At 72.8% G+C, this 25,924-nt stretch carries 28 protein-coding genes; 11 read left to right on the top strand and 17 right to left on the bottom strand.

Annotation, left to right across the window (positions count from 1 at the left end; all coding sequences use genetic code 11):
* The first annotated feature begins 83 nt into the window (after positions 1 to 83).
* The 4 genes from ABZU25_RS02210 (at position 84) to ABZU25_RS02195 (ending at position 3,894) form a co-directional block, all read left to right on the top strand.
* On the top strand, positions 84 to 1,076 hold the full coding sequence (locus ABZU25_RS02210) for an RDD family protein (protein ID WP_355027491.1): 993 nt from the start codon (positions 84 to 86) through the stop codon (positions 1,074 to 1,076).
* Positions 1,073 to 2,176 (top strand): histidinol-phosphate transaminase, encoded by a 1,104-nt coding sequence (gene hisC / locus ABZU25_RS02205; protein WP_355027490.1) that lies wholly within the window; start codon positions 1,073 to 1,075, stop codon positions 2,174 to 2,176. Before ABZU25_RS02210 ends, hisC begins: the two co-directional genes overlap by 4 nt.
* A 121-nt stretch (positions 2,177 to 2,297) precedes the next feature.
* Positions 2,298 to 2,852, top strand: a complete 555-nt coding sequence (locus tag ABZU25_RS02200; RefSeq protein WP_355027489.1) for a hypothetical protein — start codon at positions 2,298 to 2,300, stop codon at positions 2,850 to 2,852.
* Positions 2,853 to 3,012: 160 nt separating this feature from the next.
* Entirely contained in the window at positions 3,013 to 3,894 is an 882-nt protein-coding gene (locus ABZU25_RS02195; protein ID WP_355027488.1) for a hypothetical protein, read from the top strand.
* Positions 3,895 to 3,981: 87 nt separating this feature from the next.
* On the opposite strand, the gene ABZU25_RS02190 is transcribed toward ABZU25_RS02195, so the two are convergent.
* The 6 genes from ABZU25_RS02190 to ABZU25_RS02165 form a co-directional block, all read right to left on the bottom strand.
* The gene (locus ABZU25_RS02190) at positions 3,982 to 4,350 is read right to left on the bottom strand and encodes an LPXTG cell wall anchor domain-containing protein (protein WP_355027487.1); all 369 of its coding nucleotides are present in this window, start codon (positions 4,348 to 4,350) and stop codon (positions 3,982 to 3,984) included.
* A 101-nt stretch (positions 4,351 to 4,451) separates the two neighbouring features.
* Positions 4,452 to 5,708 (bottom strand): PQQ-binding-like beta-propeller repeat protein, encoded by a 1,257-nt coding sequence (locus ABZU25_RS02185; RefSeq protein ID WP_355027486.1) that lies wholly within the window; start codon positions 5,706 to 5,708, stop codon positions 4,452 to 4,454.
* A 96-nt stretch (positions 5,709 to 5,804) separates the two neighbouring features.
* Entirely contained in the window at positions 5,805 to 6,284 is a 480-nt protein-coding gene (locus ABZU25_RS02180) for an SRPBCC family protein (RefSeq protein WP_355027485.1), read from the bottom strand.
* 143 nt (positions 6,285 to 6,427) lie between these two features.
* On the bottom strand, positions 6,428 to 6,637 hold the full coding sequence (locus ABZU25_RS02175) for a DUF397 domain-containing protein (RefSeq protein WP_355027484.1): 210 nt from the start codon (positions 6,635 to 6,637) through the stop codon (positions 6,428 to 6,430).
* Between the two features lie 174 nt (positions 6,638 to 6,811).
* A complete protein-coding gene (fahA, locus tag ABZU25_RS02170; protein ID WP_355027483.1) occupies positions 6,812 to 8,008 on the bottom strand; it encodes a fumarylacetoacetase in 1,197 nt (398 codons plus the stop codon).
* Positions 8,005 to 8,874 (bottom strand): hypothetical protein, encoded by an 870-nt coding sequence (locus ABZU25_RS02165; protein WP_355027482.1) that lies wholly within the window; start codon positions 8,872 to 8,874, stop codon positions 8,005 to 8,007. Before ABZU25_RS02165 ends, fahA begins: the two co-directional genes overlap by 4 nt.
* 94 nt (positions 8,875 to 8,968) lie before the next feature.
* On the opposite strand from ABZU25_RS02165, the gene ABZU25_RS02160 reads away from it, so the two are divergent.
* Positions 8,969 to 10,135, top strand: a complete 1,167-nt coding sequence (locus ABZU25_RS02160; RefSeq protein ID WP_355027481.1) for a homogentisate 1,2-dioxygenase domain-containing protein — start codon at positions 8,969 to 8,971, stop codon at positions 10,133 to 10,135.
* Between the two features lie 15 nt (positions 10,136 to 10,150).
* Here ABZU25_RS02160 and ABZU25_RS02155 read toward each other — a convergent pair whose 3' ends face one another.
* From ABZU25_RS02155 to ABZU25_RS02140, 4 genes are read right to left on the bottom strand one after another with little or no spacing between them, the layout of a single operon-like run.
* A complete protein-coding gene (locus ABZU25_RS02155; protein ID WP_355027480.1) occupies positions 10,151 to 11,179 on the bottom strand; it encodes a tetratricopeptide repeat protein in 1,029 nt (342 codons plus the stop codon).
* A 10-nt stretch (positions 11,180 to 11,189) separates the two neighbouring features.
* Positions 11,190 to 11,675 carry a 2-C-methyl-D-erythritol 2,4-cyclodiphosphate synthase gene (gene ispF / locus ABZU25_RS02150; RefSeq protein WP_355027738.1) on the bottom strand — a complete coding sequence of 162 codons (486 nt, stop codon included), beginning with the start codon at positions 11,673 to 11,675 and terminating at the stop codon, positions 11,190 to 11,192.
* A gap of 13 nt (positions 11,676 to 11,688) precedes the next feature.
* Positions 11,689 to 12,384, bottom strand: a complete 696-nt coding sequence (gene ispD, locus ABZU25_RS02145; protein ID WP_355027479.1) for a 2-C-methyl-D-erythritol 4-phosphate cytidylyltransferase — start codon at positions 12,382 to 12,384, stop codon at positions 11,689 to 11,691.
* Between the two features lie 55 nt (positions 12,385 to 12,439).
* Complete coding sequence (locus ABZU25_RS02140; protein WP_272613946.1) at positions 12,440 to 12,925, bottom strand: CarD family transcriptional regulator; 486 nt, start codon at positions 12,923 to 12,925, stop codon at positions 12,440 to 12,442.
* Between the two features lie 328 nt (positions 12,926 to 13,253).
* On the opposite strand from ABZU25_RS02140, the gene ABZU25_RS02135 reads away from it, so the two are divergent.
* A complete protein-coding gene (locus ABZU25_RS02135; protein ID WP_355027478.1) occupies positions 13,254 to 13,940 on the top strand; it encodes a hypothetical protein in 687 nt (228 codons plus the stop codon).
* A 21-nt stretch (positions 13,941 to 13,961) separates the two neighbouring features.
* On the opposite strand, the gene ABZU25_RS02130 is transcribed toward ABZU25_RS02135, so the two are convergent.
* From ABZU25_RS02130 to ABZU25_RS02115, 4 genes are all read right to left on the bottom strand, one after another.
* Complete coding sequence (locus ABZU25_RS02130) at positions 13,962 to 14,597, bottom strand: hypothetical protein (protein ID WP_355027477.1); 636 nt, start codon at positions 14,595 to 14,597, stop codon at positions 13,962 to 13,964.
* Between the two features lie 32 nt (positions 14,598 to 14,629).
* Positions 14,630 to 15,679 (bottom strand): type III polyketide synthase, encoded by a 1,050-nt coding sequence (locus tag ABZU25_RS02125; RefSeq protein ID WP_355027476.1) that lies wholly within the window; start codon positions 15,677 to 15,679, stop codon positions 14,630 to 14,632.
* Between the two features lie 94 nt (positions 15,680 to 15,773).
* Positions 15,774 to 16,940: an acyl-CoA dehydrogenase family protein gene (locus ABZU25_RS02120; protein WP_355027475.1), complete on the bottom strand. Its 1,167-nt coding sequence runs from the start codon at positions 16,938 to 16,940 to the stop codon at positions 15,774 to 15,776.
* Between the two features lie 43 nt (positions 16,941 to 16,983).
* The gene (locus tag ABZU25_RS02115) at positions 16,984 to 17,754 is read right to left on the bottom strand and encodes a methyltransferase domain-containing protein (RefSeq protein WP_355027474.1); all 771 of its coding nucleotides are present in this window, start codon (positions 17,752 to 17,754) and stop codon (positions 16,984 to 16,986) included.
* Positions 17,755 to 17,800: 46 nt separating this feature from the next.
* Here ABZU25_RS02115 and ABZU25_RS02110 point away from each other — a divergent pair, with 46 nt between their 5' ends.
* The 4 genes from ABZU25_RS02110 to disA all read left to right on the top strand — a co-directional run bounded on the left by ABZU25_RS02110 (position 17,801) and on the right by disA (position 22,438).
* Positions 17,801 to 18,640: a UbiA family prenyltransferase gene (locus ABZU25_RS02110; RefSeq protein WP_355027737.1), complete on the top strand. Its 840-nt coding sequence runs from the start codon at positions 17,801 to 17,803 to the stop codon at positions 18,638 to 18,640.
* 140 nt (positions 18,641 to 18,780) lie between these two features.
* Positions 18,781 to 19,578: a hypothetical protein gene (locus tag ABZU25_RS02105; RefSeq protein ID WP_355027473.1), complete on the top strand. Its 798-nt coding sequence runs from the start codon at positions 18,781 to 18,783 to the stop codon at positions 19,576 to 19,578.
* An 85-nt stretch (positions 19,579 to 19,663) separates the two neighbouring features.
* Positions 19,664 to 21,121 carry a DNA repair protein RadA gene (gene radA, locus ABZU25_RS02100; RefSeq protein WP_355027472.1) on the top strand — a complete coding sequence of 486 codons (1,458 nt, stop codon included), beginning with the start codon at positions 19,664 to 19,666 and terminating at the stop codon, positions 21,119 to 21,121.
* A 132-nt stretch (positions 21,122 to 21,253) separates the two neighbouring features.
* Positions 21,254 to 22,438, top strand: coding sequence for a DNA integrity scanning diadenylate cyclase DisA (gene disA / locus ABZU25_RS02095; protein WP_355027471.1), 1,185 nt, complete (start codon positions 21,254 to 21,256; stop codon positions 22,436 to 22,438).
* A 6-nt stretch (positions 22,439 to 22,444) separates the two neighbouring features.
* Here disA and ABZU25_RS02090 read toward each other — a convergent pair whose 3' ends face one another.
* The 3 genes from ABZU25_RS02090 to ABZU25_RS02080 all read right to left on the bottom strand — a co-directional run bounded on the left by ABZU25_RS02090 (position 22,445) and on the right by ABZU25_RS02080 (position 24,376).
* Positions 22,445 to 23,161, bottom strand: a complete 717-nt coding sequence (locus tag ABZU25_RS02090; RefSeq protein WP_355027470.1) for a hypothetical protein — start codon at positions 23,159 to 23,161, stop codon at positions 22,445 to 22,447.
* Between the two features lie 118 nt (positions 23,162 to 23,279).
* Complete coding sequence (locus ABZU25_RS02085; RefSeq protein ID WP_355027736.1) at positions 23,280 to 23,846, bottom strand: peptide deformylase; 567 nt, start codon at positions 23,844 to 23,846, stop codon at positions 23,280 to 23,282.
* 14 nt (positions 23,847 to 23,860) lie between these two features.
* On the bottom strand, positions 23,861 to 24,376 hold the full coding sequence (locus ABZU25_RS02080) for an ACT domain-containing protein (protein WP_355027469.1): 516 nt from the start codon (positions 24,374 to 24,376) through the stop codon (positions 23,861 to 23,863).
* A gap of 96 nt (positions 24,377 to 24,472) precedes the next feature.
* Between ABZU25_RS02080 and ABZU25_RS02075 the strand changes: the two genes are divergently transcribed.
* Complete coding sequence (locus ABZU25_RS02075) at positions 24,473 to 25,384, top strand: A/G-specific adenine glycosylase (RefSeq protein ID WP_355027468.1); 912 nt, start codon at positions 24,473 to 24,475, stop codon at positions 25,382 to 25,384.
* Positions 25,385 to 25,924: the final 540 nt, after the last annotated feature.

The raw sequence follows: 25,924 nt of genomic DNA, 5'->3' as shown, positions 1-25,924 counted from the left end.
TCGCGCCGTCGCGCAGCGAAGCGGAGCGACGGCGTGAGCGAGCGCAGCGAGCAAACCAGCAGGTCCAGCAGCGGAGTGGCGGCGTGAGCGTTCAACCCGGCTGGTACGTGGACCCGGCCGACACCGATACCCGGCGTTACTGGGACGGCGAGGGTTGGCTCGGCGCGCCCATCCCCGTCGACGCCACCCCGCCGGACGGCCCTCCACCGGTCGAGCCGCCGCCCGCGCCGGTCACCCCGGCCGCGCCCGCTGCGGCGGGCACCCCGGTCCCGGCGACCGTCGCGCCCGGCGGGCCGCCGCAGCAGGGCCCACCACCGGGGTACGGTCCGCAGGCGGGCCACGGTCCAGGCTGGGGACCGACTGCCAGCCCGCCTGGTTGGGGTCCGCAGGGCAATCCGCCGGGCTGGGCGCCCCCGGGTGGCCAACCTGGCTGGGCGCCCCCGCCCGGCCACCCCGGTTGGTCGATGCGACCGCCCGAGCCACGACCGCACGGCTTCGTGCTGGCCGGCTACGGCCGCCGGTTGGCTGCTCGGCTGATCGACTTCGGTCTCGTCTTCGCACTGAACATCGTGGCCAACGGCTGGTTCGTCTGGCGTTGGGCGCAGGAGTGGGCCCCGTACTGGCAGGAGATCTTCCGGCGGGCGGCGCGGGGCGAGACCTCCGCCGAGGGCCTGCCGTTGCCCAGCGAGCAGGCCAATTCGCTCCTGTTGGTGATCCTGCTGATCGCCACCGCGCTCTGGCTGGCGTACGAGGTGCCGGCCATGGCCGCCAATGGGCAGACCGTCGGCAAGCGGCTGATGCGGATCCGGGCGGTGCCGCTCGCCGCCGACCAGCCGCTGGGCATGGGTCGGTCGTTGAGCCGGTGGAGCACGCTCGGCCTGCCGACTCTGCTCTGGTACTGCGCCGGGATCGGTCTGGTGCTGCAACTTGTCGACGCCCTCTCCCCGCTCTTCGACCACCCGCTGCGCCAGGCGCTGCACGACAAGCGCGCGCAGACAGTCGTCGTCGAAGTTCCGCACCCCACCGGTTCCGCCCCCTCGAACGACAGCAACCAGCCCCCGGGAGACACCAGATGACCGACTCCGGACGTCACCAGCCGGCGCTGCGGCTGACCCGCGCCGACCTGGACGCGCTACCGAACTACGTGCCGGGGCGCAGTCCCGCCGACCTGGCTCGGGAGTTGGGCCTGCCGGAGGCCATCAAGCTGGCCAGCAACGAGGTGCCGTACGGGCCGCTGCCGGGCGTGGTGGAGGCGGTCACCGAGGCGATCACCACCTCGCACCGCTACCCGGACATGGGCGTGGTCGCGCTGCGTGACGCGCTGGCCGAGCGGTACGGGGTGAACGCCGACCGGATCGCCACCGGCTGCGGGTCGGTGGCGCTCGCCGAGCACCTGGTCCGGGCCACCTGCCTGCCCGGCGACGAGGTGCTCTACTCGTGGCGGTCCTTCGAGGCGTACCCGATCATCGTGGCGACCAGCGGCGCGACAAGCGTGCGGGTGCCGAACGACGCCGGGCACGGGCACGACCTGGCGGCGATGGCCGCGGCGGTGACGGACCGGACCCGGGTGATCTTCGTCTGCAACCCGAACAACCCCACCGGTACGGCGGTGCGCCGGGCCGAGCTGGACCGGTTCCTCGACGCGGTGCCGGACGACGTGCTGGTGGTGATCGACGAGGCGTACCGGGAGTTCGTCACCGACCCGGAGGTGCCGGACGGTCTCGACTACCTGGACCGGCCGAACGTGGCGGTGTTGCGCACCCTGTCGAAGGCGTGGGGTCTGGCCGGGCTGCGGATGGGTTGGCTGGTTGCCCAGCCGGTGGTGGCCACGGCCATCCGCAAGGTGACGACCCCGTTCTCCAGCAGCACGGCGGCCCAGGCCGGAGCGCTCGCCGCGCTGACCCAGGCGACGGAGATGGAGCGCCGCTGCGCCCTTGTCGTCGCCGAGCGGGACCGGGTCAGTGAGGGGCTGCGCAAGTTCGTGCCCGAGGTGCCGACGAGCCAGGCCAACTTCGTCTGGCTGCCGCTGGGCGAGCGGGCGGTGGCGTTCGGCAAGGCGTGCGAGGCGCGCGGGGTGATCGTGCGACCGTTCGCCGGAGACGGGGTCCGGGTCACCATCGGCACCCCCGCCGAGAACGACGCGTTCCTGACCGCTGCGGAGTCGGCGCTGACCTGACCCAGATCGGGCTATAAGATCCGTTCGTCCACTTTTGTCCCCTTAACTGCCCTATCTTCCGAAGTAGCCGGTTGCATCGAGAGATCACGCCGGCTCACTTCGAGAAACGGGGTAACAAACAGTGCGTACTGCCAAGATCTGCCTCACCGGGGCGGCCGCCGCCGCGATGGTGGGCTTCCTCGCCGCACCGGCCAGCGCCGCGCCGACCGACACCACCACCGTCACCTTCGAGGTGGAGGCGGGCACCCTCGACATCGACGCGCCGGCCACCGCCGACCTGGGCAGCGGCGCGCCCGGCAGCACCATCACCGGCCAGCTCGGCTCGGTCACGGTCAACGACTCCCGCGGTGCGGCGGACGCCTCCTGGGTGGCCTCGGTGACCGCCACGGTCTTCCAGACCGGCGGCGGTACTCCCGCCGAGACGGTCCTCCCGTCCGAGATCGACTACTGGTCCGGTCCGGCGACCGCGACCACCGGCACCGGCACCTTCACGCCGGGCCAGGTCAACGCCGCCGCGGCGGCGCCCCTGGACAGCGCCACCCCGCTCACGGCGTTCACCCACTCGGGCGGCACGGGTGGCAACACCGCGACCTGGAACCCCACCCTGATCGTCAACGTCCCGCTGGACAGCATCGCGGGCGTCTACACCGGGACGGTGACGCATTCGGTGGCCTAGCCGCCACGGCCGGTCGACCCTCGCGGTCGCACTGGCGCTGCTCTGCCTCGCCGGTCCAGGTCTGTCGACCCGGGCCGGCGCGGCCGAGCCGGACGCCGACGACCGCCTCGGGATCCGGCTGCTGGAGGCGCCGAGCAATCGCCGCGGCGACCCCCGGGCGTTGCGCTACATCGTTGATCATTTACCGCCGGGCACCACCATCAAGCGGCAACTGCTGATCAGCAACCGCACCGATGAGGCCCGGCGCATCGACGTGTACCCGGCCTCGGCGACTGTGGATGGATCGGAGTTCAGGTTCGGCGAGGGACGCGCGGCCAACGAACTGACCTCCTGGATCACCCTCGACAACTCCGTCGTGGAGGTGCAACCGTGGGGCGAGGCCCGGGTCCGGGCGACCATCACGGTGCCGCCGGCCGCCTCGCGCGGCGAGCGGTACGGGGTGATCTGGGCGTCCGCCACCTCCGCGCCCCGCTCCGACGGGGAGGTCATCCAGATCCACCGGGTCGGCGTCCGGATGTACCTCGACATCGGACCCGGCGGCGAACCAGTCTCCGACTTCTCCATCGGTGAGCTTCGCCCGGCCCGCAGCCCGGCGGGCGAACCCTCGCTGACCGCCCAGGTCACCAATACCGGCGGCCGCGCCATCGACCTGACCGGCTCGGTCACCCTCACCGACGGACCGGCGGGCAGCCGTGCCGGCCCATTCCAGGTCGGGCAGGGCGTCACGCTACCGCCGGGTGGCTCCGGGCAGGTCGTCGCCCGGCTACCCGCCGAGTTGCCGAACGGGCCCTGGAAGATCGAGGTGAACCTGGAGAGCGGGCTGGTGAAACGCAGCATCAGCGCGCAGATCACATTCCCCGACGCGGGTCAGGTCGGCAAACGGGGCAGCGTCATCTCCCGGATGACGTCCGGCTGGACCGTGGCGGCGGCCGTCGCAGGCCTACTGCTCCTCGCCGGCCTCGCGGTGCTGGCCCGCCGATCCCGTCGGTCCCCTCAGCCCTCCACCGACAAGCCACGGGAGCGAGTCCCGGCCGGACGCTGACACCGCACCGGCGGCTGCGCGAGGCACCGGCCGCCGAGCGCCGCTCCCCGGACAGGCTGCCGCCACGGCCCTGACGGCAGGTGCACGTCAGACCCGCCTGCGGCGGGCGGCGAACCCACCGACAACCAGCAGGGTCACGCCCAGTCCGGTGAGCAGCAACGTCGACCCGCCGGAACCGGTGACCGGCAGCCGACCACCGTGGCTGGGCGTGGGCTGGGGTGGCGCCGGTGTGGGTTGCGGGGGTGTGGGCGTGGGTGGCGGGGGTTGTGTCGGCGTGGGTGTCGGCGACGCCGGCAGGATCTCGAAGGTGACGTTCCCCGACGGCGCGGCCCGGACGGCACCGAACCCGCGCGCCGACGCGGAATCGGCGTTGAGCACCGGCGAAACTGCCAGTGCGAGGCTCGCCGCGGCGGCCAGTGCGCCACCCACGAGGTAGTTGGCTGCCGTCCTGCCCATGCGCCGACCCCTTCCCGAGGAAACCTGAATCGTGAGGAACATACCTTTTTCCGACAAAGGGTATGGACGGTTCAGTTCTCCGGGTGCCGGAGACACCACGATCAGGTGGCGGCCAGGATCACCGCTTCCGCCGTCAGGTAGTAACGCCTGTCGTCGCCAGCAGGGTCGACCGGCCTGCGGAGTCGTTCCACAGCGACGTAGCCGCCCCCGGCCCCCACCGCCCCGGGCACCCAGCCCGTCCCGTCCCGTCCGACGTTGAGCGAGAAGCGGGACAGCTGCGTACCGGTCACCGGGTCCAGCGTCACCAGGTCGTTGGCTTCGGTCAGCAGGTGCACCCGGCCAGGCTGCGCGGCCAGGACCCGTGCCGCACCGAGGTCGGCGGACCGCCACAGCTCGACGCCCGTACGCGCCGACCGACCCACCGCCACCCCGTCGCGCACCACGACGGCCTGCTCACCCACCACCGTGGCCCCGGCCGGATCGAGCGCGGGGGCAGCGACCGGCTCGCCGGCGCCCACCAGCCACCCCCGGCCGGCCGCGTCGCCCGGTCCCGCCGTGCGCAGGGCCGGGCAGTCCGACCGGCCGGTACGACAACCGAGCGGAGTAACCACCAACTCGTCCGACCCGCCCGGCGGTCGCCACCGTTCGCGCACCGCGCCGGTCGCCGCGTCCCGGAACTCGACAGTCGCGGGTCCGGCACACCGGTCCAGACCGATCAGCTGGCCGGCGGCGGTGGTGCCGACGTCGCTGCGGCAACCGCCGGGCAGGTCGACCCGCCACAGCTGCTGACCGCCGCTCACCTCGACCCCGCGCGCCTCGGCGTCTCCGCTGACCACCACCACCGTGCGGCCGTCCGGGAGGTCGGCGAGGTGCAGCCCGCGCGGGTCCCAGACGGTGGCCGCACCGGTACGGCGTACCACCGCCTCGCTCTCGGCGGGCTCCGGGCCGTCGGCCCTCCAGAGCACCCGACCGGTCGGCGCGTCGAGCGCGACCAGTTGCCCGTCGGACCAACGGCTGACCACCGTGCTGCCGCTGGCCACCACCCCGGTCAACGCCGCGGGCCAGCGGCGGTACGACCAGTACGGGGTGGTCCGGTGCCGACCGTCGACCGGCCGGTCGGCGTAGACCTGGCGGTGTGCGGCGTACACCCGCAGTCTCCCGTCCACGATCAACGGGGCGACCGGTAGTCGACCGACCACACCCGCTGCCGGTTGGGCCGCTGGCGGATACTCGGCTCGGGCCACAGTGCTCACCTCGGCCGGCGCGAGCACCCGGTGGACGATGACCGCGACAGCCGCTGTCGCGAGCAGCGCCGCGACCGTCATCGCGAGCCGTCGTCGGCCCCTCGGGATCCCCATGCCGCACCTCCGCCCGGCACCCTACCCAGCGGAACCGGCCGGACCCAGCGCAGGTCACGACGACCACGTGCGGAGGCGGAGGTGACCAGCCGGCGCTCAGGCGGCTTCGACGGAGCCGGCACCGGCCGCGACGGCCAGGTCGGCGAGGTCGCGCCCGAGCGCCACCTCGACCGCCCGCGCGGCGAGGCCGCCGAGCAGCAGCGCCACCACCCGACCGTACGGAGCGGTCGGCACGGCCTCGTGGGTGACGGTGACCGCCGTGCAACCTCGACGGCGACGCCGGACCGGCCGCAAACTCCAGGTGATCCGGTAGTCCACGCCAGCACCGGAGGAGCAGAGCACCAACCGGTGCGGGGCGAGTGCCTCCACCACCAGGAACTCTTCGGTCAACGTGCCGCCGCCGGGCTGGGCACGCTCCTCACGCCAGGCGGTGCCCGGCCCGAACGGACCCGGGGTGAGCACCTCGATCGGGCCGGCGGCGGTCAGCCGGGCCGCGCGGCCGGGCAGGTCGGTCAGCAGACACCAGACATCGACAGCGTGCGCCTCGATGAACCTGGTAACCGCCACCGTCGACATGCCAGCCTCCCGTGTCCCCGACGGTACGCGGAGTAAGGGCCGGCCGGGGCCCCCGGGACGGATTTTCCACCTCCCGGAGGCCACGCTGTCCGATTGGACCGTCGCTCGGCACCAGACGTCGTCGTCCGGTGCCGATGCTCCGGTCAGTGTTCGAAGCGACCGGCCCGGATCGCGCCGATGAAGGCTGTCCACCCCGGCGGGCTGACCGCGAGTGTGGCGCCGGCCTGGTCCTTGGAGTCGCGGATCGCGACCAGACCATGGACATCGACCAGGTTGTCCGCCACTTCCACGCAGAGCCCCTGGTCGTTGGAACGGCTGCTGGTACGCCAGACCGCGCCCGCAAGATCGTGCATCGTCGTTACCTCCGTGTGCGATGGATGCCCCACCGCTGGCAGCCGGGTTGAGCCCGGCTCGGATCGCGCGGCGAGGCAACGGGATCCGGACGATCAACGGGTCAACCACTGCCGGTTATCGCACCGGCTGTGCGATAACCGGTCCCGTGCACGAGACGAATGGAATGCGACCGCTCAGTTGGCCGGACGAATGGTGCCGCTGACCTCGCCCAGGGCGATGGTGGTGCCGTCCGGGCCGGGCGCGGTGGCGGTGATGGTCACCGTGTCGCCGTCGGCGAGGAAGGCGCGGCTCTCGTCTCCCACCGTGGCCGGCTCCGCCCCACCCCAGGTCAGCTCCAGGAACGAGCCGACCTGCGCACGGTCGGGACCGGAGACGGTGCCGGAGGCGTACAGGTCGCCGGTGCGCAGAGCCGCGCCGTTGACGGTGAGGTGGGCCAACTGCTGTGCCGGCGTCCAGTACATGGTGGCGAACGGCGGCTCGCTGACCAGCGCGCCGTTCCACTCCACCGCCAGCCGGAGGTCCAGACCCAGGTGCGGCACGTCGCGCAGGTAGTCGACCACCGGCGGGTCCTGGTCGGGGGCCGGCACGAAGGCGTCGCCGAGCGCGTCCAGCGGCGTCACCCAGGCCGAGATCGAGGTGGCGAACGACTTGCCGAGGAACGGGCCGAGCGGCTGGTACTCCCAGGCCTGGATGTCCCGGGCCGACCAGTCGTTGACAAGCACCACCCCGAAGACGTGGTCGGCGAAGTCGTCGACCGAGACCCGATCGCCCAACCGGCTGGGTACGCCCACCACGAAGCCGACCTCGGCCTCGATGTCGAGGCGTACCGATGGGCCGGTGACCGGGCCCTCGGCGGAGGCCCGCTGGCCGGTCGGCCGGATCACCGGCGTGCCGGAGACGACCACCGTGCCGGCCCGTCCGTGGTAGCCGATCGGCAGGTGCTTCCAGTTCGGCAGCAGCGGCGGCTGACCGGGGCGGAAGATCTGCCCCACGTTCGACGCGTGGTGCTCGGAGGAGTAGAAGTCCACGTAGTCGGCCACCTCGATCGGGAGCAGCAGCTCCACGTCGTCGAGGGGCACAAGCATCGGCTCCACGTCGGCCCGGTGCGTCGGGTCGGTCAACAGCTCGGTGATCCGCTGCCGCACCGCGATCCACTGCGGACGGCCCAGCGCCATGAACTCGTTGAGGGTGGGTCGGCACAACGCACCGGCGGCCAGCACCAGCTCCGCGGCCTCCGCCGCGGCCAGGTCGAACACCCACGACCCGATCCGTACGCCGATCCGCGGCCGGCCCCCGTCGCGCCGGAAGACCCCGTACGGCAGGTTCGTCACCCCGTACGGCGAGCCGTCAACGCCGGTCACCCAGGTCATGCGTCGTAGCCCCCGTTCACCAGCCCCAGCCGGATCAGATCGGTAAGTGGTTCCAGGATGCTGCACGAGCCGAAGCCGACCCAGAGTGGGCGGGGTTCGTGCAGCCGTGCGGTCGCGCGCTCCACCAGGGGGCGCGGGTCGAGCGCGGTCAGCAGCTCGGCGACCCGGCCCACGCTCTCGCCGTCGGCGGCGGCCAGCGTCGCGGCCAGCACGTTGGCGTACCCGTGGTGGGTGAAGCCGGTCTCCGGGTCGAGGTGCCGGACCGCCTGGTGCAGCCCCGCGGTGAGCTTGAACGGCAGGTCCCGGTCCCGGCAGGCGCAGATCACGGCGGCCAGCTCGGCCGGGGTGGGGAACAGTTCGGCGGCAAGTCCGCCGGTGCGGAACTTGGCGGCGATCGGGACGCCGACGGCGCGGGCGGCGGCGATCGCGTCCAGCGCGCCCACCAGCCCGAAGGTCAACGGAAGCTCGGCGTACACGGCCTCGACGCCCGGCATGGTGTCGGTCAGTCGCAGCAGCTCGGCGATGCCGGGCAGCGGGTCCTCGCCGCGCTTGGCGACCGCCACCTCGACCTGACGCGCGGTGACGCCGTCCGGGGCGAGAAACGACAGCGCGAACGGCAGGTTCCCGATCCCGGTGTCACCGATCAGCCCGATCACCAGGCCCTCACCCGGGTCGACCAGACCACTCAGCTCTCCCGCCGAGACGGTCGAGGCGGGGATCAGCAGGGGGCCGACCAGGTCGGTGTACCAGGCGGTGCGGTGCCGGCGGTGGGCGGTCAGCGCGTCGGGCAGCGTGGCACTGCCCGGGGGGAAGACGGCGGCGTCGTCCACCAGGCCGTCGAGGAGTGCGGGCAGCTGCGTTGACACGGAACAATAATGTACGGGACGCTACGAGGAACGGACAACAGCGTCCGATAGTCGGACGCCATCGGCCGGTGAACGGGACATATCGGGAGGCGAGATGCCGTATTACCGCAGCGTCGGCGAGGTGCCGCGCAAGCGTCACACCCAGTTCCGCCAGCCCGACGGCAGCCTCTACGCCGAGGAGCTGATGGGCCAGGAGGGCTTCTCCTCCGACTCGTCCCTGCTCTACCACCGGCACGCGCCCACCGCGATCCTGGCCGCCGACGAGTTCACCCCACCCGTGTTCACCCGGGCACCGAACCTGCCGCTCAAGCCCCGCCACCTGCGCACCCACAAGCTGGACACCGGCGGTGCCGACCCCGTCCTCGGCCGGCAGTACCTGCTCGCCAACGACGACGTCCGGATCGGGTACGTGCTCGCCGACCGGCCCTCACCGCTGTTCCGCGACGCCACCGGCGACCACTGCCTCTACGTCGAGTCGGGCGCCCTGCGGGTCGAATCCCCGTTCGGGGTGCTGGACGCGGTCGCCGGCGACTACGTCGTCATCCCCACCTCGACCATCCACCGGCTGGTGCCCACCGGCGACCAGCCGGTCCGGCTGCTCACCGTCGAGGCCTCCGGCCACATCGGCCCACCCAAGCGCTACCTCTCCGTCCGCGGCCAGTTCCTGGAACACTCGCCGTACTGCGAACGCGACGTCCGCGGCCCCGACGCCCCGCTGCTCGTCGACGGCGAAGAGGCCGAGGTGCTGGTCCGCCACCGGCGTGGCTGGACCCGCTACGTCTACGCCAACCACCCGTTCGATGTGGTCGGCTGGGACGGCCACCTCTACCCGTGGGCGTTCTCCATCCACGACTTCGAGCCGATCACCGGCCGCATCCACCAGCCCCCGCCGGTGCACCAGACCTTCCAGGGCCCCAACTTCGTCATCTGCTCGTTCGTGCCCCGCAAGGTCGACTACCACCCGGACTCGATCCCGGTGCCGTACAACCACCACAACGTCGACTCCGACGAGATGCTCTTCTACACCGGCGGCAACTACGAGGCCCGCCGCGGCTCCGGCATCGAGCAGGGCTCGATCTCGCTGCACCCGTCCGGTTTCACCCACGGCCCCCAGCCGGGTGCCGCCGAGCGTTCCATCGGGGCCGACTACTTCGACGAGTTGGCCGTCATGGTCGACACCTTCCGCCCCCTGGATCTCTGCGACGCCGCCAGCGGCTGCGAGGACGAGGGGTACGCCTGGACCTGGGCGCGTCGGGGTTAGCCGCCGGAGCTTGGGTCAGCGGAACGCGGTTCTGGTGAAGACGGCGAACTCGGCTACGGCGGTGACGGCGATGGCCAGCACCAGCGGCCACGGCGAGCCGACCACCGCGTACACCAGCAGCAGCAGCGGCGCGGCGGCCACGGCGTAGATCGCCAGCGCGATCGCCCGGTCCGAGTGCAGCAGGGCCGGCAGGACGGTCCGGGTCAGCCCCGGCAACCGGGCCGCGAGTTGCCAGACGACGATCCCCCCGGTGAGCGCGCCGAGCACCGCCAGGACGCGGGAGAACCCGTCGCTCGCCGAGGCCGCGAAGGCCACCAGCACCGCCGACACCAGCGACCAACCCGCGCCGTAGAGCACCAGGCGGTGCAGGCCCTGCGCGAGCGTCCGCGGCGAGTCGACGCGGCTCGGGGTGATCGTCACGGTCTCGGCGATGTGCGCCAACGCGTCCGACCAGCGGCGCTGCTCCAACCGCAGGACACCCACATCGTGCCCAGCCTCGGCGACGCGCGGGTCGAGCCGCAACGCCTCCCGGTAGGCCCGCTCGGCCAGGTCGAACAGGTTCAGCCGGGCGGCGACCAGGCTGAGCACCAGGTGCGCCTGCGGCTCCTCCGGTGCCAGTTCGACGCCACGCCAGGCCGCGTTCAGCGCCGGCTGTCCGTTGCGGGCGTCCGCCAGGAGCGCCGCGGCGCTCCACTGGGCGTACGCGTCGGCCGGGCCGAGGGCGAGGATCCGGTCGGCGGTGGCTGCCGACTCGGCATACCGCTCCAGGTCGGCCAGCGCCATGCCCCTGGCGACAAGCGGCGGGAGGGTCTCCGGTGCGGCCGCCACTGCCGTGTCCGCGGCGGTGAGCGCCTCGCTCGGGCGGCCGGCGGCCAGGTGCACCCGAGCCAGCGTGGTGAGGGCGTCCACGTCATCCGGTTGCAGGGCCAACCCGTAGGTCAGCTCCCCGGCCGCCTCGTCGTGGCGGCCGAGTTCGGCGAGAAGTTGGGCCCGCTGGAGGTAGCCGTCGGCGGCGGATCGGTCGGGGGCCGGGTCGCTGGACATCGCGGCGAGCTTAGGCGGCCGGCGCGTCGTACACCAGGGCCACCGCGACGCCGGCCAGCCCTTCCTCGCGGCCGGTGAAGCCAAGCCCGTCGGTGGTCGCGGCGGAGACGGTGACCGGGGCGCCGACGGCAGCGGACAGCACCTCCTGGGCCTCCGCCCGACGACGGCCGATCTTGGGTCGGTTGCCGATGACCTGCACCGACACATTGCCGATCTCCAGGCCGCTGGCGCGCACCCGGCGGGCCGTCTCGGTCAGCAGCGCCACCCCGGACGCGCCGGCCCACTCCGGCTGGCCCACCCCGAAGGCGGAGCCGAGATCACCGATGCCGGCGGCGGAGAGCAGCGCGTTACAGGCGGCGTGCGCGGCCACATCGGCGTCCGAGTGCCCGGCGAGGCCGTCCTGGTCGGGCCAGAGCAGGCCCGCGACCCAGCAGGGCCGGCCCGGCTCGAACGCGTGCACGTCGGTGCCGATGGCCACCCGGGGAACGATCATGATCAGAGGGTACGCGTCAACCGGAGGCGGCAAGCAGGTGCTCGGCCAGCGCCAGGTCGAACGGCCGGGTGATTTTCAGGGCGTACTCCGAGCCCGGCACGCAGCTCACCGCGACGCCCTGCTTCTCGACCAGCCCGGCGTCGTCGGTGAGAGGGTCGCCGGCCGCGGCGTGCGCGGCGCTGAGCACGGCCCGCCGGAAACCCTGCGGGGTCTGCACCGCACGCAGGGCGGAACGGTCGACGGTGCCGAGCACCACCTCGCCGGCACCGACCTCCTTGATCGTGTCGACGACCGGCAGCACCGGGATCACCGCGTCCCGCCCGCCGCGAACTGCCGCCGCGACAGCTTCGACGAGCTCGGGTGGGGTGAGCGCGCGGGCGGCGTCATGCACCAGGACGATCGTCGGGCCGGCGGGCACCGCGGCCAACGCGGCGGCCACTGACGCCTGCCGTTCCGCACCGCCGGCCACCACGATCACCGGTGCGACCGGGGCCAGCAGCTCGCGGACGGCCCGCACGTCGGCGACCGGCGCGGCCACCACGATCGTGTGCACCGACGGCGCGGCGGCCAGTCGACGCACGGCGTGCACCAACAACGGCTCGCCAGCGAGCAGGCGCAACGCCTTGGGCCGGCCGGGGCCGAGCCGTACACCGGCACCCGCCGCAGGCACGAGGACCGCGACGTCACCGCGCGGGTTGAGCTGCGCGGTCACGTCGCGGTCCTCGGTGGTTTCTTCAAAACTTGGTGGGACGACGATGCTCTGCGGACTAGGCCTCGGTGAGGACCTTGTCGAGCAGCATCTCCGCCTCATCCTTGGTGCTCTTCTCCGCCAGCGCGACCTCGCCGACGAGAATGTCGCGGGCCTTGGCCAGCATCCGCTTCTCGCCCGCAGAGAGGCCCCGCTCCCGCTCCCGGCGCCACAGGTCGCGAACGACCTCGGCGACCTTCAGCGGGTTGCCGGAAGCCAGCTTTTCCAGGTTGGCCTTGTAACGCCGCGACCAGTTGGTCGGCTCCTCGGTGTGCGGAGCCCGGAGAACGTCGAAGACCAAGCCGAGGCCCTCTTCGCCGACCACCTCACGCACGCCCACGATCTCGGCGTTCTCGGCCGGCACCCGGACCGTCAGGTCACCCTGCGCGACCCTCAGGACGAGGTATTTCTTAGGCTCGCCCTTGATGATCCGAGTCTCGATTGCCTCGATGAGTGCGGCCCCGTGGTGGGGGTAAACAACGGTCTCGCCGACACTGAAAACCATAGGTTCGAAACCCCTTTCGCTGTGTCTAGGGTAACACGGTCAGGCGGCGATGTCTCACCGATGTCCTGACCGTTGGCGCAGCTCAGGGGCCCTGTGAGAGGTCTTGCTTCAGCTTGACAGGCGGTCAAACCAATGGTTCGAACACGCTCCGTAACGTGCGGATGACTGCCCGGCACGGGTGAACAGAACGTCGAGATCAAGGGCTATGCGCTCCTCCCATGGTATCCCGGCCGGCGGGAATGCGCCCAGGTGTAGCGGGAGGTGCCCCTGGTGCGGGACCCTGGAGACCGAGCCGCACACCGCTCTCGAGCCCCTTCCAGGAGGTCCGATGGGCAAGCCGGATGCCGAGGGTCACGGGCCAGCCGACGGTCTGCCCGGCCTACCACCCGAGTGGGGCCGCATCGTGGTCCCGGACGACGCCTCGGCGCTCGCCGATGAGGCCGCCCAGCTTCGTCGCGAGCTGCGTCGGGCCGCCGGTGGCCGCTCCGGCCACCTGGCCCTGCCACTGCTGGTGCTGATGGTCGCGCTGATCACCACGATGGGCGGCCTGCTCGCCGTCGCCTGGCCCCGCGCCAACCGGGGCACCGACCGCCCGACCCCGGCCCCGTACGCGCCTCCCGCGACCGTCGCCGGCCGAGCACTGCCCGCCCTGGACCTGGTCGACGCCGCCCAGGCGCCGGTGCCGCTGCGCGGCCTGCTGCCCGCCATGATCATCCTGGTGGACGGCTGTCCCTGTCCGGAGCGGATCGACGAGGCCGTGGCGGCGGCGCCCCCCGGAGTTGCCGTGATCACCGTCGCCGGAGGGCGGGCGGTCGCGACCCCGCCACCGGCCGACAAGGGTCTCCGGGCACTGGCCGACCCCGCCGGCGGGCTGCGTTCGTTCCTGGGCCAACCGGCCCGCCCCGGCACGCTGACCGCACTGCTTGTCGACCGCGCCGGCACAGTGACCCGGATGCTGCCCGACCTGGGGACGGTCGACTCCTACCGGAGCGACCTGCGCGCCCTCGCCGGCTGACCGCCGCGCAGGGGGCCGGCGCTAACGGGGCAGGGCGACGAGTTGCGCCTCGACGTCGATCTCGCGCAACCCGACCGTCGACAGCGACACCCGGAACGGATTGCCGTGCGAGAGCACCTGGGCGCTGGTGGTCGTGCCGTCGCAGTCGATCTCGGACGGCCCGACCAGTTCGGCGTCGAAGAGTGTCACCAACAGCGTGCCCGGCCTGGTGCAGCGGTACTGCAACAACTGACGGGAGTCGCCGCCCCCCGCCTGCCGAACGACCCGTTGCCCCGGCACGAGCGCCATCCGCTCCCGCCAGATTGTGTCGCGGAACGAGGGCAGCTCACCCTGGAAGAAGAGCCAGCTCGGATCACCCTCGATGTCGGTGATCTCGCCGGTCGCCGGGTCGATCATGGCCCGCGGAGCGTCCAGCGCCCGGACGACCTCCCCCGTCTCGGCATCAACCCGCACGCGCACCTCACCACTTCGGACCACGGCGCGGTCCAAGGCGGTGCTGACGCTGGACACCACGGCAGGTGTTGCCGCCGCACCAGCCGGCCGGGCCACCGGGGAGGGCGCGGCAACGTGCCACCACCAGCCACCGGCGACCAGGACGGCCACCGTCGCGCCGAACAGCACCGCCGAGCGCAGCCGCTCGTCCGCCGTCGCATCCATCCATCGAGCGTACCGGCCGAGCCGGCAGAGGTTCACTCCTGTCGATCGAGCAGGGCAGCGTAGAGGGTGAGGCCGGGGCCGAAGGCCAGCATGACGATGCGTCGAACCGCCGGCGTCGAGCGGCCCAACCGGTCCAGGATCAGCAACACGGTCGGCGACGAACAGTTGCCATGCTCGTCGAGCGTCGCCCGGGACGCCGCCAACCCCTGCGGGGGCAGGGCCAACTCCCGCTCCACCACGTTGAGGATCCGCGGCCCGCCCGGGTGCACCGCCCAACCGTCCACCTCGGAACTCGTGACGCCGTGCCGGGCCAACAGCTCGTCGACCAACCCGCGCACGTGCCTCGACAGCACCTGCGGCACCTTCGGCGACAACCCCATCCGGAAGCCGGCATCGGTGACGTCCCAGGTCATGTGGTCGGCGGTCGAGGTGTCGGTGACCGAGGTGACCTCGCGTAACGCGTACCCCGGGCCGCCCGGCATGACCACGGCGGCGACCGCGGCGTCCGAGAAGAGCGCGTGCGAGACGATCTGCTGGGTGTCCACCCGGGCGCTGGACGGCTGGATGTGCAGGCTGGTCAGCTCCGCGCAGAGCAGCAGCGCCGGCCGCCCCCGCGCGGTGACGAAGTCACTCGCCGCGCCGAGCCCCGGCAGCGCCGCGTAACAGCCCATGTGGCCGATGAACATCCGCTGGGTGTCCGCCGCCATACCGAGGTCCCGGGCGAGCAGGATGTCCAGCCCCGGGGTGGCGTAGCCGGTGCAGGAGCAGACGATGAACAGCCCGATGTCGCCGGCGCCCAACCCGGCGGCGGTCAACGCACGGCCCACCGCCTCCTTGCCCAACGGCAGCGCCTCCACCTGGTAGCGGCGCATCCGGCGCTCGGTCGGCCAGTCCGAGACGTCCTCCAGCAGAGGATTGACAGCGGCCTGCCGCCGGGTCACCCCGGAGTTCGCGAAGATCCGTTGGGCCAACGACCGGGTGGTGCCGGAGAAGTGCCGGGAGAAGAACCCCTCCCACAACTCGTCCTGCGAAGCGGACGGCGGCTGCGCAGTCCCGAGCCCCGCGATAACTGGTACGGACACGATCCCCACCTCTCGTCAGATGCTGTCCTCCCCCTGGCCGTCCCACCAGCCACCTCGGCTGGCCCATCTTCCCTGCGAGCCCCGTACGGCCGGCTCACCAACGCGGTGCCGATCCGTCACGATCCGGGTCGCCGCCCAGCGCGGCGATGCCGAGCCAGTCGGCGCAGACGTCCGACGTGGCCGGGTGCAGTGAGCCGCAGCGGGCATCCCGGTAGAGCCGCTCCAACGGGTGACCACGACGGGTCGCCGAGGTGCCCGCCGCCTCCAGCACCGACGCCGCCACCTCGGCGGCCGTGGTGCCGGCCAGCAGCTTCGCCCGCCACACCCAGCGGTTGGTCTCCGCGTCGCCCGGCGCCTCGTCCACCCGACGGGCCGCCTCGGCGACCACCAACTGCGCGGCGGCCGTCGCCGCGTCCGCACGACCCAACCGGGCCCGCACCGCCGGCAGACCGGCCAACCTGCGCTCGTTGAGATGCTCGGCCGCCGCGTCGATCGCCGCCCGGGCCACCCCCACGTAGACGGCCGCGTAGCTGGCCACCAGCCAGTGCGGCATCAACTGGGCGACCACCAACGCCAGACCCTCGACCCCGCCGAGCAGCCGGTCCGTGGGCACCGTGACGTCCAGGTGCAGATCGTGTGAGGAGGTGGCGCGCATGCCGAGCGCATCCCAGGTCGGCTCCACGGTCAGGCCGTCGCCGGCCGGCACCAGGAACTGCGAGACCACCGACTGGTCGGCCACGCTGCGCGCCGCCACCAGATAGCCGTCGGCGTGCCCGGCACCGGAACAGAAGGTCTTGCTGCCCTTGAGATGCCAGCCCTCGTCGGTGGCCTCGTAGACCGTACTCAGTTGGGACAGCCGGGCGCCGGCCCCACGCTCGCTCATCGCGACCGCGTACCAGGAGCCCTCCGCGGCGGCGGTGAGCAGGCGGTCCCGGGCGGCCAGGGCCTCGTCCGGGACGCCCAACGCCTCGGCCAGCTCCTCGGTCACCGCCCCCAGCGCGCCGGTCACCGAGGCGTGCATGTTGAACACCAGGGCGGTCGCCCCGTTGCCCCGGGCAAGCTCAGTGGCCACTGCGGTGTACTCGGCGAAGGTCGCCCCCATGCCTCCCAACGCGCGGGGCACCAGCAACCCGAACAGGCCAGCCTCCCGCAGATCACGGAAGTCGTCCACCGGAAAGGAACCGTCCCGGTCGTGCTCCGCGGCGCGCGCGGCGAACCGCGGCGCCAACCGGCGGGCCGCCTCAAGCGCGTGCACCGTCATGTCGCCTCCCTCTTACCAGTGCCGTACCCCGCCACGGCCCGGACTATCCGTTTCGGACCCCCCACCCCTGGTAGAGCACGGCGGTGGACCGGGTCGGCACGATGCGCGGACTGCGGCCGGCCGGCGTCGTGCCCGGCCGGCCCGCACGGGCTCGCCGCAGCAACCAGGCGACCAGGCCGCCCACCTGCGGACGGATGCCGCGCACCCGCAGGTCGACGCCGTGCCGAGCGCACTCGGCGACCAACGTCCGAGCATCCACGAACAACAGTGGATCGTGGATGCCGCGCGGCACCGTCGGCAGCCGCTCGGCGATCCGTACCGCGACGAGCCGGGCCAGCGCCGTGTCGTTCAGGGTGTCCAGCACCAACAGGCCACCCGGACGCAGCAGCCGGCACGCCTCGGCAACCACCCGCGGCCAGGCCGGCACATGCTCCAGCAACTCGCCCGCGGAGACCACGTCGGCGCAACCGTCCGTGAGCGGGACCGCTGTCGCATCACCCTGGACAGCGCGTACCCCGTGCTCGGCTGCCTGCAGCAACGCCGAGCGGGTCAGATCCACACCGACGTGGCGGTAGCCCTTGCCGGTCAGGTGCGGCGCGAGCAGGCCGGCACCGCACCCCAGATCCACAAGCAGCTCGTCGGGGCGGGTCGCCGGTGGCACCAGCGCCGCGCGGGCCGCGGCCAGCCAGTGCAGCATCGCGAACGCGCCATCCGGCCGCCACCACTCACCGGCCAGGTCGTCGTACTGGCGCGGGTCGTTTCGCGGCAGCACCCGGGGGCCGGTGGACGCCGCGGACGCAGCCACGTCTCGCATGGCACCGAGAGTGGCACGACTGCTCGGTAACGACCAGACTTCCCTTATGTCGCCGAGGGTGTTAGGGCTGGTCAGGGCGAGCCATCCGGAACCGGCCGCGGCGGTGACCACGGTCGCCGGTCTGCTGGCGTGGGGAGCGGGGCACCGGCCGTCCGGAATCGTCTCGGTGGTGCTCGCCGTGCTGGCCAGCCAGCTCGCCGTGGGCTGGACCAACGACGCACTGGACGCCGAGCGGGACGCCACGGTGGGGCGTACCGACAAACCGGTCGCCGCCGGCGCGGTCGGCCGGCGCACCACGGCCTGGGCCGCGGTGGCGGCCGCGGTGGCCTGTCCACTGCTGGCGCTGACCACGAACCCGACGGCGGCGTTCTGGTTGACGGTCGCCCTGGTCTCGGCGCTGCTCTACGACTGGCCGCTCAAGGCCACCGCCTTCTCGGTGGTGCCGTATGCCGTCTCCTTCGGCGCGCTGCCCGCCTTCGTGGTGCTCGCGCTGCCCGGCCAGCCGACCCCACCCGCCTGGCTGTTGGTGGCGGCGGCCTGCCTGGGGGCCGGCGCGCACTTCGCCAACGTGCTGCCCGACCTGGCCGACGACGCCCGGACCGGGGTGCGCGGCCTGCCACATCGGCTGGGGTCCGCCGGGAGCCGGGCGGCGGCGGCCGGTCTGCTGCTCGCGGCGACCGCGACCCTGGTCCTCGGACCACCCGGGCCGCCGTCGGCCATCGGGCTGGCCGCGGTCGGCACGGCCGCCGTGGTGCCGGCCCTGGGCTGGTACGCCGGACGCTCGGCGGTCCGGGCCGGCCGGCGGCCGGTGGCGGCCTTCCGGGCCGTCATGCTGGTGGCCCTGATCGACGTGGTCCTGCTGGTGGCGAGCGGTCGGGTGGTGTGAGCGGCACCCGGCCAGGTGGCATTGCCGGGTCCGCGTGCGGCCCTCGATCAGCCCCAACTACCCTGGAGCGCGGTCTGCGCGGGTATGGCCACCGTGCCCGGCGTGCGGCCCGGGTGGGGATTGTGACGAGGAGGACCGACGTGACGCGCTCGATCAGGGGATCCCGGCGGGCGGCCCTGTTGCTGTCCGGGATTGCGGCAACCGGCCTGCTGGCGTCCGGATGCGGCACCGGTCAGATCGCCGAGACCGCCTTGAAGGAGCCGTCGGTCCAGGGCGTCAACCTCACGACCAACAACGGTTCCTTCTCCGTGCGCGGTCTGCTTGTGGACTTTCCGGGCACCGAGGGTTACAAGGCCGGGCAGGACGCTCCGCTGAACGCCGTGATCTACAACGACTCCAAGCAGACGGTCACCGTCACCGTCACCACCGAGAGCGCTCGCGAGGTGCGGATCAGCGGAGGCTCGGCGAGCGCGTTGCCGTCCGCCTCGGAGTCCGCCTCCGCCAGCGCGTCCGCCCCGGCCAGCGCGTCGCCGTCCGGCTCGCAGCGCCCGTCGACCCCCGCCTCGCGCTCGGCCAGCCCGTCGGCGACCCCGTCCGAGACCGGGTCGTCCTCGGCCACGCCGTCCGCCCCGGAGTCGGCGCGGGCGTCGGGCTCGGCCAGCCCGGCCGCCCCCGGTCAGCTGGCCCGGATCGAGCTGGCGCCGCTGAGCTACCTCCAGCTCAACTCCGAGGCCACCTCGCAGCTCCGGCTGATCGGCCTGACCGAGGCGCTGCGCTCCGGTCAGAACGTCGCGGTGACCTTCGACTTTGGCAACGGCAACACGGTGACCGGCCAGGCGCCGATCGCGGTGCCGCTCACCCCGGCGGCGCCTCCCTCGCCGATCATCGAACGCGAGGGCGGCTACGAGGGCGACGAGGGCGGCACCACCCACGAGTGACACGACCTCCGCATCGACAGACGCCCCGGCGTGGTGACCACCACGCCGGGGTGTTTTCGTCGTACGAGAGGGCTAGCGTCCTGATGTGACCACCTCCCGATCGACCCCTTCGCGTGGCGGCACGGCCGGTGCCGCCCGTGGCCGGTCCGCCGCCCGCGAGCCGCGTCCCGCCTACGAGTGCGACGCCTGCGGGCACCAGCCGCCCAAGTGGGTGGGGCGCTGCCCGGAGTGCGGCGAGTGGGGCGCGGTGGTCGAGAGCACTGTGACCGGCCCGACCGTGTCCGGTCGGGTGGTCAGCTCCCGGATACCGGCCGAGCCGGCCCGCCCGATCGCCACCATCAGCGCCGCCCCGGCCCGCGCACGCCCCACCGGCGTGAGTGAGCTCGACCGGGTGCTCGGCGGCGGCCTGGTGCCGGGTGCCGTGGTGCTGCTCGCCGGCGAGCCCGGGGTGGGCAAGTCGACCCTGCTGCTGGACGTGGCCCAGCAGTGGGCGGTCGGCTCCGGCAGCCCTTCGCTGGTGGTCAGTGGGGAAGAGTCGGTCAGTCAGGTGCGGTTGCGTGCCGAACGGATGGGCACCCTGCACGACCAGCTCTACCTCGCGGCGGAGAGCGACCTGGCGTCGGTGCTCGGTCACCTCGACGCGGTCAAACCGGGCCTGCTGGTGCTCGACTCGGTGCAGACCATCTCGACCACCGGCACCGAGGGGGTGCCCGGCGGGGTGACCCAGGTGCGCGCGGTCACCGCCGCGCTGGTCTCGGTCGCCAAGGAGCGGGGCATCGCCACCGTGCTGGTCGGGCACGTCACAAAGGACGGCCAGGTGGCCGGGCCTCGGGTGCTGGAGCACCTGGTCGACGTGGTGTTGCACTTCGAGGGTGACAAGCACTCCTCGCTGCGCCTGGTGCGCGGTGTGAAGAACCGGTTCGGCGCGGCCGACGAGGTCGGCTGCTTCGAGATGCACGAGGGCGGCATCAGCAGCCTGGCCGATCCTTCCGGGCTGTTCCTGACCCGATACGCGGAGCCGGTCCCGGGCACCTGCGTCACGGTGGCCATGGAGGGGCGGCGGGCCCTGGTCACCGAGGTGCAGGCGCTGATCGGCGCGACGGTGGCCGGTTCTCCCCGGCGCACCGTCTCCGGTCTCGACTCGGCGCGACTGGCGATGGTGCTGGCGGTGCTGCAACGGCGCACCGAGCGGCTGACCCTGCACGACCGGGAGGTCTTCGCCGCCACGGTCGGCGGCATCCGGGTGGTGGAGCCGGCCGCAGACCTGGCGGTCGCGTTGGCGGTCGCCTCCGGCGGGCTCAACCTGGCCATCGCGCCGCACCTGGTGGCGATCGGCGAGGTGGGTCTGACCGGCGAGGTGCGCCGGGTCGGGGCGGTGCCGCGCCGGCTGGCCGAGGCGGCCCGTCTGGGGTTCAAGGTGGCCCTGGTGCCGCCCGGTTGTGGTCCGGCCAGCACCGGCGCCGGTCCCGAGCAGATACGGGTGACCGAGGTCACGGACGTCCGTTCCGCGCTGCACCATGCGGCCCGCGCGTCCGGCGAGTGACCCACCGTGCCGACGGGGACGGCAAAACCGGACAGCAGGTCGCAACCGGGAAACGGGTTGGAAGGGCCGCATCGTGACACATCACAGTAACCACGACAGCACCCACCGCACGGCAGTCCGTAGACTGTGTCCGTGCCGATCGACCGCGATACCACCAAGCCAGCCGGCGCGCCGCCCCAGGCCCGCACCGGCGCCGTGGGCTCGCCCGCCCGCCCGATCAGCGTGAGCGTGACGGCGGGAGCCGCCGGGAGCGCCGGGGATCCGCTGCGGGCCAACCTCGCCCTGATGGCCCCTGGCACCGCCCTGCGCGACGGTTTGGAGCGCATCCTGCGCGGCCGCACCGGCGCGCTCATCGTGCTGGGCTACGACAAGGTCGTCGAGGGCCTGTGCACCGGCGGCTTCGCGCTGGACGTGGAGTTCTCCGCGACCCGGGTTCGGGAGTTGTGCAAGATGGACGGCGCCGTCGTGCTCTCCAGCGACGGCACCAAGATCGTCCGGGCCGCCGTGCACCTGATGCCCGACCCGTCCATCCCGACCGAAGAGTCCGGCACCCGGCACCGCACCGCCGAACGGGTGGCCCGACAGACCGGCTACCCGGTCATCTCGGTCAGCCAGTCCATGCGGATCATCAGCCTCTACGTCAACGGCCAACGGCACGTGCTCGACGACTCGGCGGCGATCCTCTCCCGCGCCAACCAGGCGCTCGCCACCCTGGAGCGCTACAAGCTCCGGCTCGACGAGGTCTCCGGCACGCTCTCCGCACTGGAGATCGAGGATCTGGTCACCGTACGGGACGCGGTGGCCGTTGTGCAGCGCCTGGAGATGGTTCGCCGGATCGCCGACGAGATCGCCGGTTACGTGGTCGAGCTGGGCACCGACGGCCGCCTGCTGGCCCTGCAACTCGACGAGCTGATGGCCGGCGTGGACGCCGACCGGACGCTGGTCATCCGGGACTATCTCCCGGTCGGCCGCAAGTCGCGCACCCTGGACGAGGCACTTGTCGAGCTGGACCTGCTCGGTGCCACCGAATTGATCGATCTGGTGGCGGTGGCCAAGGCGATCGGCTACCCGGCCGCGTCCGACGCGCTGGACGCGGCGGTCAGCCCTCGCGGCTTCCGACTGCTGGCCAAGGTGCCACGGCTGCCGGTGGCGGTGGTCGACCGCCTGGTGGTGCACTTCGGCAGCCTGCAACGGCTGCTCGGCGCGACAGTGGAGGATCTGCAGGCCGTCGAAGGGGTCGGTGACGCCCGGGCGCGCGGCGTCCGTGAAGGGCTGTCCCGGCTCGCCGAGGCGTCGATCCTGGAACGGTACGTCTGATCCGGCTCAGCCGGTGACGGTGAGCTTCACCGGCGCGCTGAGCTTCGTGCCGACCCGGGCGAACACCTCGTACGCGCCGAGCGGTGGAAACGGCCCGGCGGCCAGCCCGCTGCCGTCGCACCGGCTGGTGTCCCGCCCGTTCCACGCCACCTCGTAGGAGCGCTCGAAGTTCGGCGTGAAGGACTGCACGTCCGAGCCCTGGACCTTGCCGCAGGTGTCCGAGGACCAGATCTTCTCGGCACCGGACTTGATGAAGATCTCCTGCAGGTCGGCGCCGACGTTGCGGCTGCACGTCCGGTCCGACGTGTTTTTGATCTTAAGTTGCAGGTCGACCACCGCCCCACGCTGGACCGCGGCCGGACTCGCCATCGAGACCACGCGGATCTCCGCGTCGGTGCAGGTGCCGTCGTCCACCGAACCGCCCACCGCGCCCGGCGGAGGCTCATTGCTGGTGATCGCGGGGCTCGGGTTCGTCCCACCCGTCGCGCCCGCGTCGGCGGACGCGGACGGCGGTGGGGTCCCGGTCTGTGGCGTCAGCACCGGACCGGTCGCCCCGGTGGGTGTGGCCGTCGGCGACCCCGCCGCCTTCCGGTCGTCGTCGGAGCGACCCGAGCCGGTGCAGGAGTAGAGCAGGACAATCAGGAAGAGAAACCCCGCTCCGAGTACGACGACGCGACGCCGCCAGTACACGGCGGGTGGCAGGGGGCCGACCGTCAGACGCATGATGCCCCCCACCGTAGCCGCGCTGCCCCCGCCAGTGCGGCGCGACGCGCCGGAGCCCCGCCGGGACGCGGACCCGAACCTCCACTCAGGACGGACACCCCGCTCGTCCGACACCCGCTCAGAGGTAGACCTTGCGCTGATAGACGGCGTGCGCACCGGCCACCCGATCCAGAAAGAGCAGCCCCGAGCAGTGGTCGATCTCGTGCTGCAACGCCCGCGCCTCGAAACCGTCGGTCACCAACCGGACCGGCCCGCCAGTGCCCGGCAGGTCACCCTCCACCACCAGCCGGCTGGCCCGCTTCACGTCACCGGTCAGGTCCGGCACCGACATGCAACCCTCCCGGCCCGGTTTCCACCGGGTCGCCTCCACCACGCGGGCATTGCACAACACGAAGGTCCCGTGCACCGTCACCGCCTTCGGGTGCCCGGTCACGTCGACGGCGAAGACCTGAGCACCCACCCCGACCTGCGGCGCGGCCAACCCCACACAGCCCGGCGAAACCCGCATCGTCGCGACCAGATCGGCCGCGAGCTGGACCGTCTCGTCCGCCGTCGGATCGACCTCTCCGGCGGCCCGACTCAACACCTGATGCGGGGCGGACAGCACCGCACGCACCGCCCCCGACACGACCAACGCCTCCGGTGTCCAGCCGCCCAGGCCGGCGTACGTCTCTGCGGCCGGCACGCTCTCCGCGCCGCTCACAACAGATCCGGGTCGGCCGGCCGGAGCGTGACCTCCACGCCCAGCTCGGCAGCCGTCCGATGCAGCCGGTCCACCAGTGCGTCAGCCACGCCGGCCGGCAACTCGACCTCGGCCAGCACCACGTAGAGCGAACCCGCCAACCGGGTGCTCAGGTCTGTGACATTTCCGCCCGCGTCGACAAGCACCCGGGTCATCGCCGCGACGATGCCCATCCGGTCCGAACCGTGCACCGCCAGCACGTACGGCTCACCCGCCGCGGGCACCTCGCTGTCGGGCGTGACCGCGCGTACCGTCGCCAGCAGTTGACCCTCGGCGGCCAGCGGCGCCAGCGCGGCCTCAACCTCGGCGGCGGCCGCCGGCCCGGTGCAGATCAGGGTCATCGCGAAATGACCCCGCAGCCGCGTCATCGTGCTGTCGGTGAGGTTCGCGCCCAGTCGAGCCAGCACCTCGGCGACGTCGGCCACGATGCCCGGCCGGTCCCGACCGATGACGGTGATCGCGAGCTCGTTCATCCGCGCATTCTCTCCGACCCGGGGGGCACCGCCGTGACACCCCGCCCGAGCCGCCCACCCAGCGGGACCGTGGCGCGTGACATCATCGACGACGCCATGACTCAACCCGATTTCGCCACAGTGGTCAGCCGATGGTTCCAGCAACACGCCCGTGACCTCCCCTGGCGTGCGCCGGGCACCAGCCCGTGGGCCATCCTGGTCAGCGAGGTCATGCTCCAACAGACACCAGTGGTCCGGGTGGTGCCGGCCTGGCAGGCGTGGCTTGCTCGCTGGCCGGAGCCAGCAGCATTGGCGGCGGACACCCCCGCCGAGGCGATCCGGATGTGGGGACGCCTCGGTTACCCCCGTCGGGCGGTCCGGCTGCGGGAATGCGCGGTCGCGATCGTCGACCGGCACGGCGGCCGGGTGCCAGACCGCCTGGAGCAGCTGCTGGCCCTGCCGGGAGTCGGCACCTACACGGCGCGGGCGGTGGCCGCTTTCGCATACGGGCAACGACACCCGGTGGTCGACACCAACGTGCGGCGGGTCGTCTGCCGGGCGGTAGCCGGCGAGCCGGACGCCGGGCCGGCCACCCGGCCAGCCGACCTGGTCGCCACCGAAGAGCTACTCCCGACGGAACCGGCCGCGGCGGCGCTGGCCAGCGCCGCATTCATGGAACTGGGCGCGGTCATCTGCACCGCCCGGTCGCCGCGCTGCACGGCCTGCCCGGTCGAGTCGACCTGCGCGTGGCGGGCCTCCGGCCAGGAGGCCCCAACGGGACCAACCCGCCGACCCCAGCGGTACGCGGGCACCGACCGACAGGTACGCGGCCTGCTGCTCGGGGTGCTCCGGGAGGCCACCGGTCCGGTGCCGCACGAACGGCTGGACCAGGTCTGGACCGATGACGTGCAGCGCGCCCGTGCCCTGGCCGGGCTGGTGCAGGACGGGCTTGTCGAACCGGCCGGCACCGACTCCTTCCGCCTCGCCGGCGACGGCCCGTCCCGCCCCACCGCCGACCTCACCATCTGACCCGCCGGGCCCTCGCCCCACCAGGTCCTCGCCCCGCCGGCCCTCGCCCACCGGGTCCCGTCCAGCCCGGCCGACCAACCGCGCGCATCAGTCGCACGGTCCACGCGCATCCCAAGATCGTGCTCGATCCTGGATGTAGTGGTGCCCACGTGTGCCGGATGCCCCTACGTCTTGGGTATCGCGCGATCTTGCGGCTGGACGCCCCGCCGGGACACCAAAGCCCATCCCGACCTCAACACTCCGCCCCGCACTCCCCCCGCTTTGCCTCGGCCCGCACTCCACCCCCGCCCCTCGATTCCGCCCGCAACATCAGGGATAGTGCTGCCTCCGGCTGGGCTGAGCCAGCACTATCCCTGATGTTGCGTGGATCTTGCCGGGCGCCGCACGGGCGGGCACGGGCATGGGCGGGTGTGGGCGCGGCACGACGGGCGCGGCACGACGGGCACGGCACGACGGGCACGGCACGACGGGCACGGCACGACGGGCACGGCACGACGGGCACGGCACGACGGGCACGGCACGACGGGCACGGCACGACGG

It is taken from the genome of Micromonospora sp. NPDC005215, assembly GCF_040607915.1.
In the GTDB taxonomy this organism is placed as follows: domain Bacteria; phylum Actinomycetota; class Actinomycetes; order Mycobacteriales; family Micromonosporaceae; genus Micromonospora.
The sequence above is the reverse complement of the archived record's forward strand: the minus strand, read 5'-3'. Positions and strand labels throughout refer to the sequence as shown.

Bases quoted from the DNA above. Each gene is read 5' to 3' on its own strand.
- hisC (WP_355027490.1), top strand. From the start codon at position 1,073: ATGACCGACTCCGGACGTCACCAGCCGGCGCTGCGGCTGACCCGCGCC.
- ABZU25_RS02190 (WP_355027487.1), bottom strand. From the start codon at position 4,350: ATGGGCAGGACGGCAGCCAACTACCTCGTGGGTGGCGCACTGGCCGCC.
- ABZU25_RS02185 (WP_355027486.1), bottom strand. From the start codon at position 5,708: ATGGGGATCCCGAGGGGCCGACGACGGCTCGCGATGACGGTCGCGGCG.
- ABZU25_RS02180 (WP_355027485.1), bottom strand. From the start codon at position 6,284: ATGTCGACGGTGGCGGTTACCAGGTTCATCGAGGCGCACGCTGTCGAT.
- ABZU25_RS02175 (WP_355027484.1), bottom strand. From the start codon at position 6,637: ATGCACGATCTTGCGGGCGCGGTCTGGCGTACCAGCAGCCGTTCCAAC.
- fahA (WP_355027483.1), bottom strand. From the start codon at position 8,008: ATGACCTGGGTGACCGGCGTTGACGGCTCGCCGTACGGGGTGACGAAC.
- ABZU25_RS02160 (WP_355027481.1), top strand. From the start codon at position 8,969: ATGCCGTATTACCGCAGCGTCGGCGAGGTGCCGCGCAAGCGTCACACC.
- ABZU25_RS02155 (WP_355027480.1), bottom strand. From the start codon at position 11,179: ATGTCCAGCGACCCGGCCCCCGACCGATCCGCCGCCGACGGCTACCTC.
- ABZU25_RS02140 (WP_272613946.1), bottom strand. From the start codon at position 12,925: ATGGTTTTCAGTGTCGGCGAGACCGTTGTTTACCCCCACCACGGGGCC.
- ABZU25_RS02135 (WP_355027478.1), top strand. From the start codon at position 13,254: ATGGGCAAGCCGGATGCCGAGGGTCACGGGCCAGCCGACGGTCTGCCC.
- ABZU25_RS02130 (WP_355027477.1), bottom strand. From the start codon at position 14,597: ATGGATGCGACGGCGGACGAGCGGCTGCGCTCGGCGGTGCTGTTCGGC.
- ABZU25_RS02120 (WP_355027475.1), bottom strand. From the start codon at position 16,940: ATGACGGTGCACGCGCTTGAGGCGGCCCGCCGGTTGGCGCCGCGGTTC.
- ABZU25_RS02115 (WP_355027474.1), bottom strand. From the start codon at position 17,754: ATGCGAGACGTGGCTGCGTCCGCGGCGTCCACCGGCCCCCGGGTGCTG.
- ABZU25_RS02110 (WP_355027737.1), top strand. From the start codon at position 17,801: ATGTCGCCGAGGGTGTTAGGGCTGGTCAGGGCGAGCCATCCGGAACCG.
- ABZU25_RS02090 (WP_355027470.1), bottom strand. From the start codon at position 23,161: ATGCGTCTGACGGTCGGCCCCCTGCCACCCGCCGTGTACTGGCGGCGT.
- ABZU25_RS02080 (WP_355027469.1), bottom strand. From the start codon at position 24,376: ATGAACGAGCTCGCGATCACCGTCATCGGTCGGGACCGGCCGGGCATC.
- ABZU25_RS02075 (WP_355027468.1), top strand. From the start codon at position 24,473: ATGACTCAACCCGATTTCGCCACAGTGGTCAGCCGATGGTTCCAGCAA.